Consider the following 13,100-nt stretch of genomic DNA (forward strand, 5'->3'; position numbering starts at 1 on the left):
AGGCACGATCAGCCATTTAACTGGCTGATCGTTGTTGGAACACTGGAGTCATGGCGCATATTCACGGATGATATGCGCTTTCAAACGCCGGCCTGGTCCGGCGTTATTCTGTTTTTTTGAGTATTTTCACTGTGGTTGGTCTGGTGGCCGCCACCTGGATGGGATGATGACTGTTCTGCGCCTTCCTTTTATTTTCCTGCTCGCGGGCGTTCTCGGCCTGGCGGGTTGCAGCGTTCACCAGCCGGTGTCGCTGTATCAGCTGGACAGCGGAAGTCCAGCCCAGCCGGCCAGCACCGGCATGTCGGTATTGCTGGGGCCGGTCCTGATTGCCGATTACCTGCAGCGTGAAACCCTGCTGCAGCGCCAGGATGATGGCAGCCTGCAGGCCGCCACCGACGGCCGTTGGGCCGGCAGCCTCTCTTCGGATATCGACCAGTTGCTGCTGCGCCAGGTCGCCGGCCACCTGGACAGCCAGCGAGTGGTGTTGGCCCCGGCCACCAACGGCTTTACTCCGGATGTGCAGGTACTGCTGTCGATCACCCGCCTGGATTCCGGCAAGACCCAGCCGGCGGTGCTGGATGCCCAGTGGCGCCTGATCGATCGCCGCGGCCAGGTACGTGACAACCGCATCGTCCACCTGCAGGAGCAGCATGCAGGCACCACGGCATCCCAGGTCCAGGCCCAGGGCGTACTGTTGCAGCGCCTGGCCGAGCAGTTGTCCGGCGCCCTCAAGCCGCTGGCCAACCAGCCGGCCGTGGCGGAAGTGCCGCGCAAGGCGCCCGCTGCACCGGCCCCCAAGCCTGCCGAGCAGGAAAAGCGGCCGAAGATCCCAATGGCAACGCCTATCCGTACGGATATGGAAGTGTTCCGCTTCTGAGCCAAACCGCTGCAAGACAAGGCCCGCCTCATGGTGGGCCTTGTCGTTTCTGGGGGCAGGCACAAGAAAGCCCGCGCAGGGCTAATGCCGATCAGTTAAGGAAGCTGTAGGGGCGAGGCTTGCCCGCGATGGACTGCAGAGCGCTGCGTGTATCCAGTCAGCACGTGCAAACGTTAACGCCCATCGCGAGCAACCGAGCGTCGACCGGTTGCTCCTGCAGGGACCGCCTCGCTTGGCTGATCGGCATCACGCACAGGGCGGGCTTTGTTGAATGGAGCAGGCCTTACAGCTTGGCGCGGGTCTCGTGCATCCGGGCCAGTTGTCGCTCCAGCATCGAAGGGTAAGGCTCCATCAGGCGTTCGACGCAGCAGGCGCCTTCAGGGCTGGCTATCGGGCGGATACGTGCGCGCTGGCGCAGTAGGGCATCATCGTTGACCTTGCGCTCCACCAGCAGCAGGTTGCGGCTGTGCTGGGACAGGGCCAGGGCATCCTGGGCTGGCTCGGTCAGCAGCAAGTCGATCTGGCTCAGGCCGAACAGGCCCTCGCCCAGGGTCAGCCCCAGTTGCAGTTGCAGGGTGATGCCGCTGTCTGCCACTTCGATCTGCAGGGCATGGCCCAGGGCGCGCAGCAGCTCGCCGCAGCAGATGGCATTGGTCAGGTAGTCGTCGCCGCTGTCTTCGCTGTGGAACAACATCAGCGTGCTGCCGTCGTTCAGGGTATGCAGTTCGCTCTGGTACAGCGATGCAGCCTGGTCCAGGCAGTCGCGATAGCGTTCGAGCAATTCCGTCAGGCGGGCACGAGGCAGGCGTCGCAACTGTTCCTGGGCCCCGAGCTGCACGGCAAGCACCGCGCTGTGCTGGGGCTCGGCCGGAATCTGGGGTTGCGGTTTCACTGCGGGTGCGGGGGCCGAGGATTGATCGCGCAGGTCGGCGAACGGGTCCTCTTCTTCATCCAGCTCGTCTTCCTCGGCATTGACCACATGCCGTGGCGCAGGCTTCAGACCGGCTACGGGCGCGCTTTCATCGAAGCTCGGATCACGCAGGTTACGTACTTCGAATGCGGGCAACTCGTCTTCTTCATCCTGCTGGGCAGGCTGGGCTTGAGGCTCGGGCTCGGGGATTTCCGGAGCCAGGCGTGCGTGCAGCTGGCGCGCCAGGTCGCCGATCTCATCCTGGCGCTGGATGGCCGGAGTGTGCTCGTCCAGGTCGCGCAGCCACACCCGCAGTTGCAGCAGCGGGGTGGAGATATGGCGGCCCAGGCGCAGGCTCAAGGCGAGGGCCAGGGCCAGCAGGATGGCACTGAGAATGCCCATGCTTTGCAGGCTGATGGTCATCGGCTGCTGGAACTGGGCCATGTCCAGGCTGAGCCGCAGGTTGCCGGCAGTCACATCCTGGAAGGTGATCTTGGTCTGGTACACGCCTTCGGTTTCGCCCAGCAGGTTGCTCTTCGGGCGTTGTCCGGCTTCGGCGAGGATGCGGTTGTCGACGCTATAGATCGCCGCGTGGGCCACCAGCGGGTTCTTGGTCAGGTTATTGAGCAAGACGTTGAGGCTGAGGATGTCGTTGGACACCAGCAGTTCAGTGGCTGAAGTGGCGGTCTGCGTGGTCAGGCTCTGGCCCAGGGCGTCGGCCTGTTCGTGCATGGCTTGCTTGAACTGCAAGCCCATCACGCCGGCATAGATCACCAGGGCCAGGGCGACCAGGATCACGTTATGGCTGGCGATGCGCAATGCAATCGGCACACGGCGGTGGCGCAGTGCACGGAAGATCAGCAGGAAGAAGTTGTCGTTTTTAACTGGCGTGGGCCGGTTCACTGAGCTCGGCTCTTTTGTCCGTGAAGTTGACGCGCAGTATAGCGACAGGCCCTAGGCCGGCAAAGCGCTGGCTGTGCCCGATGGTCAGCGAAAGTGGGTAGAATGCGCTTTTTTTTCCACCTCGGGGGTGCGCCTTGCGCGAAATTGTCCTGATAAACATCACCGGCGAAGATCGTCCCGGTCTGACTGCGGCCATTACCGGCGTTCTGGCCCAGGGTGGTGTGAACATCCTCGACATTGGCCAGGCCGTGATCCACGACACCTTGTCGTTTGGCATCCTGGTCGAGATCCCGGACAACGAGCAGAGCTCCTCGGTGCTCAAGGACATCCTGTTCACCGCCTACAAGCTCGACCAGCAGGTGCGCTTCACCCCGGTATCCGAGGCGGATTACCAGCAGTGGGTGGCGGGGCAGGGTAAAAAGCGCCATATCGTCACCCTGCTGACTCGCAAGGTGACCGCCGAGCAACTGCAGCGGGTGAGTTCGATCACTGCCCAGTACGGCTTGAACATCGACCATATCGATCGCCTGTCGGGGCGCATGCCGCTGGACATGCCGGCCGATCAGGGCAAGGGCTGCATCGAGTTTTCGGTGCGTGGCGAGGCGGCCGACCCCCAGGCGCTGCGAGCCGAGTTCCTCAGCGTGGCCCAGGAACTGAACGTCGACATCGCCTTCCAGGAGGACTCGCTGTTCCGTCGTAACCGGCGCCTGGCGGTATTCGACATGGACTCGACCCTGATCGAGGCCGAGGTCATCGACGAGCTGGCCAAGGCAGCCGGTGTCGGTGATCGGGTGGCAGAGATCACCGAGCGGGCGATGGCCGGTGAACTAGACTTTCGCGCCAGCTTCAAGGAACGCCTGGCCTTGCTCAAGGGGCTGGACATCAATGTCCTGGACTCCATCGGCGCATCCCTGCGCTTGACCGAGGGCGCCGAAACGCTGTTCGCCGAGCTCAAGCGACTGGGCTACAAGACGGCCATTCTCTCTGGTGGTTTCACCTATTTCGCCAAGCAGTTGCAGGCCAAGCTGGGCATCGACTACGTGTTCGCCAACGAACTGGAAGTGGTCGATGGCAAGGTGACCGGCGTGGCCGTAGAGCCAATCGTCGACGCGCAACGCAAGGCGGACCTGCTGCGTGAGCTCGCGCACAAGGAAGGCCTGCGCCTGGAGCAGACCATCGCCGTTGGCGACGGCGCCAACGACCTGCCGATGCTGGGCATTGCCGGGCTGGGTGTGGCGTTCCGTGCCAAGCCGCTGGTCAAGCAGTCGGCCAAGCAGGCGATCTCGACCCTGGGCCTGGATGGCGTGCTGTATCTGCTGGGCTTGCGTGATCGCGACGGGCAGGCCTGACCGCGCACGAGTCTTCACCCATGAAAAACGCCGCTGATCAGCGGCGTTTTTTGTTTGCGGTGTTATTCAGGCATCAGGCCTTGGGCGCGCCCAGGCCCTGGCCCATGCGGACCGGCGAACCGGCCGCCAGCTCTTCGGCCCACTGCACCTGGTCTGGGCCGAACAGCACGATGGCGGTGGAGCCCAGCTTGAAGCGGCCCATCTCGGCGCCTTTCTCCAGGTGGATCGGGGCGCGGGCGGCCTCGTCGTAGCGCACGGTCTTGAGCTCGCGCTTGGGTGGGGTTACCAGGCCGGCCCAGACGGTTTCGATCGAGGCCACGATCATCGCGCCTACCAGCACCAGGGCCATGGGGCCACGCTCGGTATCGAAGATGCACACCACGCGCTCGTTGCGGGCGAACAGCTCGGGGACGTTTTCCGCGGTGGTCTGGTTGACCGAGAAGATCCGTCCTGGGACGTAGACCATCTCGCGCAGGGTGCCGGCCAGTGGCATGTGCACCCGGTGGTAGTCCTTGGGGGACAGGTAGATGGTGGCGAAGTCGCCGCCCATGAACGGCGCGGCCAGGGCCGGATCGCCGCCCAGCAGCTCCAGCACGCTGTAGCTGTGGCCCTTGGCCTGGAACACCCGGCCATGCTCGATCGGACCGAGCTGGCTGACGGCGCCGTCGGCGGGGCTGAGCACTGCACCTGGGGTTGGGTCCAGCGGTCGGGCGCCATCCTTCAGGGCGCGGGTGAAGAAGGCATTGAAATGCTCGTAGGCGGTCACGTCCTCCACTTGGGCTTCGGACATGTCCACTTGGTACTGCTTGGCGAACCAGCTGGTGAAGGCATTCTTGAACCAGCGCACGCGGCACTCGGCGACGCAGCCGGCCAGGCGCGAGAGCAGGTGGTGAGGCAGCAGGTACTGGCTGATGATGAACAAACGCTTTTTCATTGGGTGTCCTTAAAAACCTTAAATCTCTACGGGCGTATCGGGATGATTGCCCCATTCGCCCCACGAACCGGCGTAGCCCTTGACCCGTGGATACCCCAGCGCCTTGGCCACCAGGTAGGTGAAGCCGGAGCGGTGATGGGTCTGGCAGTGGGTGATGACTTCTTTGTCTTTGCTGATGCCCAGGTCCTCGAGGATCTGTGGCATGTCGCGGCGGATGCGCAGGTGGCGGGCCTGGTCCATGCCGGCGGTCCACTCGAAATTCACTGCGCCGGGAATATGCCCGCCCTTGGCGGCCAGGACTTTCTCGCCCGAGTACTCCAGTGGGCCGCGAGCGTCCCAGATCGCCAGGTCGGCGGCGCCGAGGCGGCTTTGCAGGTATTCGCGGGTGGCGGTGGGTTCGTCATGCAGGGTCAGGGGGACCGCAGCACCATTGGAAGCCGGGACTTCGACGGATACCGGCAGGTTTTCCGCCAGCCAGGCCGGCAGGCCGCCATCCAGGTAGTGATAGCGCTGGTGCCCGATCACATCCAGCAGCCAGATGAAACGTCCGGCCCAGCCGCCACCTTCGTCGTCATACACCACGTAGACCGCCTCGGGGTTGTGCCCGAGTTCACCGAACAGCGTCTCCAGGGCCGCCTTGGGTGGCAGCAGTCCTGGGGCCGGCGCCTGGCCGAGCTGGGTGCGCTTGGGGTCGACGAAGCGTGCTCCGGGAATATGCCCGGTGCTGTAGCGGGCAGCGCTGGTCAGGTCGACCAGGATCAGGTGGCGGGCGTCGAGGCGGGCGAGCAGCTCGCTAGGCTCGATGACCAGCGGCAAGCCGGAAAAATCAGACATGTCAGGTCCCCAGGGCACAAAGGATGGAATTGTAGCGCAAGCGTCACTGGCTGCGGTTGGTAAAGCTGTGCAAGGCTTTTTCGATGCACTGGGCGGTCTTGCCGAAGGCCTGGACACTGGTTTGCGAGAACGGCACGCCGCCCTGGTCGGCGATCGCCAGCAGTTGTACTCGGTCATTGCAGGACAGTGAGCGGATCAGCAAGTGCTCGCCACGAAACAACTGGCGCAGGGCGCCGGGCAAGTGCGCGGCGAACTGTCGGCAGTTGTCCGGCGTCAGGCGGATCTGTGCGGACTTCTCCAGCAGGCGCTGCAGCAGGGGGCTCTGCTTGGCCAGGAAACTCAGGCCTGCGGCTTCCTTGGGCAGGCCGTACAGCTGTTGTACCCGTAACTGGCTGTGACTGCGGTCCACCATCAGCAACATGATCCGCTGCATGCCGCAGGCTGCCAGGGCATCCCGGGCAAAACCGGTCAGATGCACGGCGTTGGTGAAGGGGCTTGGCTCCAGCAACAGCTCGCCACAGAGTTTGCGCCACTGGGTCAACTCCAGGGCGGTGGGCGGCGGTGCCGGCAGTTCGCCGTTGTGCAGGCGCCGTACATTCCAGGGCCAGATCAGGGCCTGGGCCGGATGCCAGAGATCGGGCTGGCTGTCGTTGCGGGCACTGTTGGCGGCTTGTTGGTGCAACTGCTGCTGGACCTCGGCGACCGGGATCTGCAGATACAGGGCGGTGAGGTTCTGCCAGCGTTGGCCGTGGGGATTGTTCCAGGAGTACTGCGCTGCCAGGGCCATGCCGTTGGCCAACAATACGCAATTGGCCGGCTGGTTCAGCCAGCGGCGCAGTTCCGGATCGGCATCCAGGCGTTGCTGTTGGCGCAATGGGTTGTCGCCATCGCGCGCGATCAGCATGACCTTGGCCAGCAAGTGTTGTTCCTGGGTCAGTAGCCGATAGCCCTGTTGCACCCAGATCGGCAGATGCCATGCCTGTACCAGGGCCTGGCACAGTTCCATGAGGCGTACGCCGAACAATTGCATTTCGACCTTGCGTGCAGGCTCATGCTTATAGATGACCCGCAGCTCCCATTCGTCCATGAGCTTGGGGTAGGTCATGGCCATGGCCCATAGCGGCGAGAGAAACAGCAGGCTGCCCCAGTGGATGTCCTGCCACAGGCGGGCCAGGCGCCCGGCAAAAAAACCGTTGGCTTGCTGGGTGGCGTGCTGGCTGATCAGTTGCAGCTGTCGCAGGGCCTGGGGGATCTGTTCTTCGGGCAGGGTCGGCAGTTGTTCCAGCAATTCCTGGGTGCGCTTGAGCCCCAGGCGATTGACCGCGATCTCGAGGCTCTCCGCCGGCTCGCTCATGCTGCCTTGGGAATGCCGGTTGGCTTCGCGGATCACGCACAGTGCCAAGGCCGGGCTATTCTGCATCAGGTCGGCGATTTCTCGCAGCGAACTGCGGTTGTTGGCAATGGCTTTGCAGACCCGGTCATGGCTGGTTTGTGGCACTGGCAAGCGCACGGCATTGAGCAGTCTTACCCAGGCGTCGAGAGAGGTGGGCGGGGTCTGTGGGACGCTGGTTTCATTGGACATGGTCGGGCGCAATCATTGTCTGCTGGGAACACGCCCGGAGTGGGCCAAACTGGCTTTTCGCCTTAACTGGCTATAGTCTGGCGCAGTTTTGCCGATAAGTAGAAGAAGAGTTTTAAGAACTTCCGAATATGACCTTGAACCCGACCCAATAAGTACTCTCCTATCTATGGCTAAAATCATCGGCATCATCGTCGTATTCGCTAGCGTGCTCGGCGGATACGTGCTCTCCCACGGTAAAATTGCAGCGCTGATCCAGCCTTTCGAGGTGCTGATCATCGGCGGTGCAGCCTTCGGTGCATTCTTGCAGGCCAACCCGGGCTACATGACGATGCACGTCATCAAGAAGTCCCTGGGGATGTTCAGCTCCCGCTTCACCCACACCTTCTACCTGGAAGTGCTGGGCCTGATCTACGAGATCCTCAACAAGAGTCGTCGCGAAGGCATGATGGCCATCGAGGGCGATATCGAGGACGCGGCCGCCAGCCCGATCTTCGCCAAGTACCCGGCGGTGCTCAAAGACGAGCGCATGACGGCCTACATCTGTGACTACTTGCGCATCATGTCCTCCGGCAACATGGCTCCCCATGAGCTGGAAGGCCTGTTCGACATGGAATTGTTCAGCCTCAAGGAAGAACTCGAGCATCCATCCCATGCGGTCACCGGTATTGCCGACGGCATGCCCGGTTTCGGTATCGTCGCGGCGGTACTGGGTATCGTGGTGACCATGGCGTCCCTGGGGGACGGCGACCAGAAGTCCATTGGCCTGCACGTAGGCGCAGCGCTGGTAGGTACCTTCTTCGGTATTCTCGCGGCCTATGGCTTCTTCGGCCCGCTGGCCCACTCCCTGGCCCACGACGCCAAGGAAGAACTGAACGTCTACGAGGCTATCAAGGCTTCCCTGGTGGCTTCCGCTTCCGGCATGCCACCTTCGCTGGCGGTAGAGTTCGGGCGCAAGGTCCTGTACCCGGCGCATCGTCCTAGCTTCGCCGAGCTGGAACAAGCGGTTCGCGGTCGCTAAGTCATGGAGAACAATCAGCCGATTATCATCAAGCGCGTCAAGCGCTTCGCTGGCGGGCATCACGGGGGGGCGTGGAAAATCGCCTTCGCCGACTTCGCCACGGCGATGATGGCGTTCTTCCTGGTGCTGTGGCTGTTGTCCACGGCCACCCCGGAACAGAAGATCGCCATCGCCGGTTACTTCAAGGACCCGATCGGCTTTTCCGAAAGCGGCACGCCCTACATCATCGACCTGGGCGGCTCGCCGGAACTGGCGCCGGAAAACACCCTGAACCCCGAGATCAAGTCCCAGCCACAACCGGACAAGGTCACAGTGGATTCCGAGCAGGTGGAAGGCATGGCCGAGCAGGTCGAGCGCGAACGCCTCGAACTGCTGTTGCAGGAACTGCAGAACAAGGTCGAGGAGAATCCCCAGCTACAGAAGTTCAAGGACCAGATCCTCTTCGAGATCACGCCTGATGGCTTGCGCATCCAGATCATGGACGCCGAGAACCGGCCGATGTTCGACTCCGGCAGTGCACGTCTGAAACCGTACTTCGAAGACATCCTGTTGGCCATGGCCGATACGATCAAGGCGGTACCGAACAAGATCAGTATCAGTGGCCACACCGATGCCACTCCTTATGCCGGTACCGGTGAATTCGGCAACTGGGAGCTGTCGGCCAACCGTGCCAACGCGGCCCGTCGGGCATTGGTGGCCGGTGGTTACCCCGATCCGCAAGTGGCGCGAGTGGTGGGCTTCGCCTCATCGGCGCTGTTCGATCGCAAGGACCCGTTCAATCCGGTCAACCGGCGTATCGATATCGTGGTGCTGACCAAGAAAGCCCAGCGTGCCATCGAGGGCGAGCAGGTCGATCCCAAGGCGCCAACGCCCACCCAGGGTAGTGGGGCTCCTGGCGAGGTTCCGGGAGCTGCGGCCGACCCGAATGCCCTGCCACCTGGCAGCGAGCCATTGCCGGCCCATGAGGTGCGCCAGCGCCTGAACATCTTCGAAGATGGTGTATTGAAGATGGATGAGCAGGGCGCGGCGGGCCACACTCCTGCACCTGCACCTGCACCTGCGGCGGTGCCCAGTCCGGCCGCGCCGCCGGCTACTCCGGCGACACCGGGAACAGCAAGGTGAAAAACCACAAGGCCGCGATGATCGCGGCCTTGTGGTTTCTGCGTGGTATCGCTCAGTAGCTGTCGTCGGGCAGGCTGGCGAGGATCGAGCGGTAGCTGTTCATCCGTTGTTGCTGGATGCGTCCTTCTTCCAGGGCCTTGAGCAGGGCGCAGCCTGGCTCGCGGTCGTGCTTGCAGTCCCGGAAGCGGCAGGTGCCCAGCAGGTCGTTGAATTCGATGAAGCCGGCTTCGACATCGGCGCGGCTGACATGGCCCAGGCCGAACTCGCGAATACCCGGGGAGTCGATCAGCTCGCCACCGCCGGGGAAGTGGAACAGCCGCGCAGTGGTGGTGGTATGGGTGCCTTGCCCAGAGAACTCCGACAGCGGGCCGACCCGAGTGAAGACATCCGGTAGCAGGCTGTTCACCAGGGACGACTTGCCGACCCCGGATTGACCGACGAAGACGCTGATGCGGCCGTTCAGCAGTGCCTGCAATTGCTCCATCCCGTCGCCGTGGTGGGCCGAGACCTCCAGTAGCGGATAGCCCAGTTGGCGATAGACGGCCAGCAGGGCATTGAGCGCCGGAGCGTTCTGCTCATCGATCAGGTCGGCCTTGTTCAGCAGCAACAGAGGGCGAATCCCCGCGTGCTCGGCCGCCACCAGGTAGCGGTCGATCAGGTTGGCGTGGGGCTCCGGCATGGGGGCGAAGACGATCACGATCATGTCGACGTTGGCGGCCACAGGCTTCAACTGGCCGCGGCTGTCCGGGCGGCATAGCTCGGTGCTGCGGGGCAGTTGCGCGACAATCACCCCAATGCCCTGGTTGCCGGCGCGCCAGACGACCTGGTCACCGGTCACCAGGGCTGGCAGGTTGGCCCGCAGGTAACAGCGAAACACCTGTCCGGCGAGTTCACCGTCGCGGGCCTCGACTTCGACCTGGACGCCGAAGTGGGCTATCACCAGGCCGGTCTGCTCCGGTCCCAGGTCGCCGCCCTCCAGTGCCTCTACAGCAGAGGACTCGCGTTTGGCTGCGCGGGCTGCGCGCTCACCTTGAATCTTTTCGATGCGCCAGTTTTGGCGGCGATTGAGCTGGCGTTTGGCCATTGATGTTCCGTGTCGATAATTACGGCGGTTGGGTAAAACGGCGGCGAGTTTAGCACGCCGGGCCAGCCCTCTAGGCTAAACTGCGCAACTACGCCGAGGAGCCCACACATGCAAAACCCGCAGAACCTGATTTGGATCGATCTGGAAATGACCGGCCTGAACCCCGACACCGACGTCATCATCGAGATGGCGACCATTGTCACGGACAGCAATCTCAATACCTTGGCTGAAGGACCGGTCATCGCTATCCACCAGAGCGACGAGATTCTCGCCGGCATGGATGAATGGAACACGCGCCAGCATGGAGGTTCCGGCCTGACCCAGCGTGTGCGCGAAAGCCGCATCAGCATGGCTGAGGCCGAGGCCCAGACCATCGCTTTCCTGGAGCAGTGGGTGCCCAAGGGCAAGTCGCCGATCTGTGGCAACAGCATTTGCCAGGACCGGCGCTTCCTCTATCGCCACATGAAGGCCCTGGAAAGCTACTTCCATTATCGCAATCTCGATGTCTCCACCCTCAAGGAGCTGGCCGCCCGTTGGGCCCCAGAGGTGCGCGACAGCTTCAAGAAAGGCAGTACCCACCTGGCCCTGGACGACATTCGCGAGTCCATTGCCGAGCTGCAGCACTACCGCAAGCACTTCATCAAGCTCTGAATAGGCCGGCCGGCGGGTGTGCCGAGGAGTCATGCCCGTTGCCGCCCTCTTTTGGCGTTCGCTTCAACTGAGTAGACTGCGCGCCTTCTTGCAAGGACCGTCATCATGCTGTTGATGCTCTACCTGATCGCCATTACCGCCGAAGCCATGACCGGCGCCCTTTCTGCCGGTCGTCGAGGCATGGACTGGTTCGGTGTCGTACTGATCGCCTGCGTCACGGCCCTGGGCGGTGGCTCGGTGCGTGATGTACTGCTCGGGCATTACCCGCTGACCTGGGTCAAGCACCCCGAGTACCTGGTGCTGACGTCAGTGGCGGCCTTGGTGACGATCTTCATCGCGCCGTTGATGCGCCACCTGCGCTCCTTGTTCCTGGTGCTGGATGCCGTTGGCCTGGTGGCCTTTACCCTGATTGGCTGCATGACCGCCCTGGAGATGGGGCACGGCATGCTGGTGGCTTCGGTCAGCGGGGTGATCACCGGGGTGTTCGGCGGGATTCTCAGGGATATCTTCTGCAACGACATTCCCCTGATCTTCAGGCGCGAGCTTTACGCCAGCGTGTCCTTCGCCGCGGCCTGGTGCTACATGTTGTGCATCTACCTGCAGTTACCCAGCGAGCAGTCGATCCTGGTCACCTTGTTCGGCGGCTTCCTGTTGCGCTTGCTGGCGATCCGTTTCCATTGGGAAATGCCCAAGTTCGTTTATAACGACGAGCATTGACGGCTGGCGTGCTGGGCCAGGGCCCACTGCACGTGTTCACGCACCAGTTCCGAGGGATAGTCCTGGCGGGCCTTGAGGGCTTCCAGCACCGGGATCGTGGAGGGGGCGTTGCCCAGGCCTACCGCCAGGTTGCGCAGCCAGCGCTCATAGCCGGCGCGACGTAGTGGCGAGCCCTCGGTACTGCTCAGGAATTGATCTTCGTCCCACAGGAACAGCTCCGCCAGCTCGGCATTGTCCAGATTGTGCCGAGGCTTGAAGTCGCCCTCCCCGGAGGTGCGGGCGAAACGATTCCAGGGGCAGACGATCTGGCAGTCGTCGCAGCCGAATACCCGATTGCCGATCAGCGGGCGCAGGTCTTCGGGGATGGCGTTCTTCAGCTCGATGGTCAGGTAGGAGATGCAGCGTCGGGCATCGAGCTGGTAGGGGCCGACGAAGGCGTTGGTCGGGCAGATGTCCAGGCACGCAGTGCAGCGCCCGCAATGTTCGCTGGCGTGGGGGGCATCCACCGGCAGGGGCAGGTCGACGAACAGCTCGCTGAGGAAGAAGTAGCTGCCTGCCTTGCGGTTGAGGACCAGGGTGTTCTTGCCGATCCAGCCCAGGCCCGCTTGTTCGGCGATGGCTTTTTCCAGCACGGGTGCGCTATCGACGAAGGCGCGGAAGCCGAAGGGACCGATGGCTTGCTGGATGCGCTCGGCCAATTGCTGTACGCGCTTGCGGATCAGCTTGTGATAGTCGCGGCCCAGGGCATAGCGCGAGACGTAGGCCTTGGAGGGTTGGGCCAGGCGCTGGGCCATCTGGGTATCGCCGGGCAGGTAGTCCATGCGCAGCGACACCACGCGCAGGGTACCGGGCACCAGTTCCTCGGGGTGGGAGCGTTTGCTGCCGTGGGCTCCCATGTATTCCATCTCGCCGTGGTAGCCGGCCGCGAGCCAGCGCTCCAGGTGCTGTTCGTGTTCGGCCAGGTCCAGGCCACTGATGCCGACCTGTTGAAAGCCCAGTTCGCGGCCCCAGTCCTTGATGGATTGGGCGAGGGCGGGAAGATCCTGGGTAATAGCGGACATGAGGCAAGAGAAACCGGGTGCTGAGGTGCGTATAATTCTGCCAGACATCGGAGCTGGA

Annotated in this window: 12 protein-coding genes; 6 read left to right on the forward strand and 6 right to left on the reverse strand. The window is 63.0% G+C overall.

Going from position 1 to position 13,100, the window contains the following annotated elements; all coding sequences use genetic code 11:
* The first annotated feature begins 166 nt into the window (after positions 1-166).
* Positions 167-877, forward strand: a complete 711-nt coding sequence (locus C4K39_RS02715; protein WP_068576466.1) for a PqiC family protein — start codon at positions 167-169, stop codon at positions 875-877.
* Positions 878-1,160: 283 nt separating this feature from the next.
* Here C4K39_RS02715 and C4K39_RS02720 read toward each other — a convergent pair whose 3' ends face one another.
* The gene (locus C4K39_RS02720; RefSeq protein ID WP_068576464.1) at positions 1,161-2,690 is read right to left on the reverse strand and encodes an AhpA/YtjB family protein; all 1,530 of its coding nucleotides are present in this window, start codon (positions 2,688-2,690) and stop codon (positions 1,161-1,163) included.
* A gap of 134 nt (positions 2,691-2,824) precedes the next feature.
* Here C4K39_RS02720 and serB point away from each other — a divergent pair, with 134 nt between their 5' ends.
* Positions 2,825-4,039, forward strand: coding sequence for a phosphoserine phosphatase SerB (serB, locus tag C4K39_RS02725; protein WP_068576462.1), 1,215 nt, complete (start codon positions 2,825-2,827; stop codon positions 4,037-4,039).
* Positions 4,040-4,112: 73 nt separating this feature from the next.
* Here the strand turns inward: serB and asd are convergent, their stop codons facing one another.
* From asd to C4K39_RS02740, 3 genes are read right to left on the reverse strand one after another with little or no spacing between them, the layout of a single operon-like run.
* On the reverse strand, positions 4,113-4,973 hold the full coding sequence (gene asd, locus C4K39_RS02730) for an archaetidylserine decarboxylase (protein WP_068576461.1): 861 nt from the start codon (positions 4,971-4,973) through the stop codon (positions 4,113-4,115).
* An 18-nt stretch (positions 4,974-4,991) separates the two neighbouring features.
* Positions 4,992-5,807 carry a thiosulfate sulfurtransferase gene (rhdA, locus tag C4K39_RS02735; protein WP_068576459.1) on the reverse strand — a complete coding sequence of 272 codons (816 nt, stop codon included), beginning with the start codon at positions 5,805-5,807 and terminating at the stop codon, positions 4,992-4,994.
* Positions 5,808-5,850: 43 nt separating this feature from the next.
* Complete coding sequence (locus C4K39_RS02740) at positions 5,851-7,389, reverse strand: HDOD domain-containing protein (protein WP_124345611.1); 1,539 nt, start codon at positions 7,387-7,389, stop codon at positions 5,851-5,853.
* Positions 7,390-7,555: 166 nt separating this feature from the next.
* Here C4K39_RS02740 and motA point away from each other — a divergent pair, with 166 nt between their 5' ends.
* A complete protein-coding gene (motA, locus tag C4K39_RS02745) occupies positions 7,556-8,407 on the forward strand; it encodes a flagellar motor stator protein MotA (protein WP_068576455.1) in 852 nt (283 codons plus the stop codon).
* 3 nt (positions 8,408-8,410) lie between these two features.
* Positions 8,411-9,529 (forward strand): flagellar motor protein MotB, encoded by a 1,119-nt coding sequence (gene motB, locus C4K39_RS02750; RefSeq protein ID WP_124345612.1) that lies wholly within the window; start codon positions 8,411-8,413, stop codon positions 9,527-9,529.
* 52 nt (positions 9,530-9,581) lie between these two features.
* Here motB and rsgA read toward each other — a convergent pair whose 3' ends face one another.
* Positions 9,582-10,613 carry a small ribosomal subunit biogenesis GTPase RsgA gene (gene rsgA, locus C4K39_RS02755; RefSeq protein ID WP_068576452.1) on the reverse strand — a complete coding sequence of 344 codons (1,032 nt, stop codon included), beginning with the start codon at positions 10,611-10,613 and terminating at the stop codon, positions 9,582-9,584.
* A gap of 108 nt (positions 10,614-10,721) precedes the next feature.
* Between rsgA and orn the strand changes: the two genes are divergently transcribed.
* Both orn and C4K39_RS02765 read left to right on the forward strand, forming a co-directional pair.
* Complete coding sequence (gene orn, locus C4K39_RS02760; RefSeq protein WP_068576449.1) at positions 10,722-11,264, forward strand: oligoribonuclease; 543 nt, start codon at positions 10,722-10,724, stop codon at positions 11,262-11,264.
* A gap of 102 nt (positions 11,265-11,366) precedes the next feature.
* The gene (locus C4K39_RS02765) at positions 11,367-11,981 is read left to right on the forward strand and encodes a trimeric intracellular cation channel family protein (protein ID WP_169893104.1); all 615 of its coding nucleotides are present in this window, start codon (positions 11,367-11,369) and stop codon (positions 11,979-11,981) included.
* Here the strand turns inward: C4K39_RS02765 and queG are convergent.
* The gene (gene queG, locus C4K39_RS02770; protein WP_068576446.1) at positions 11,963-13,042 is read right to left on the reverse strand and encodes a tRNA epoxyqueuosine(34) reductase QueG; all 1,080 of its coding nucleotides are present in this window, start codon (positions 13,040-13,042) and stop codon (positions 11,963-11,965) included. The genes C4K39_RS02765 and queG overlap by 19 nt on opposite strands.
* Positions 13,043-13,100: the final 58 nt, after the last annotated feature.

The organism is Pseudomonas sessilinigenes (assembly GCF_003850565.1).
Classification (GTDB): Bacteria; Pseudomonadota; Gammaproteobacteria; order Pseudomonadales; family Pseudomonadaceae; genus Aquipseudomonas; species Aquipseudomonas sessilinigenes.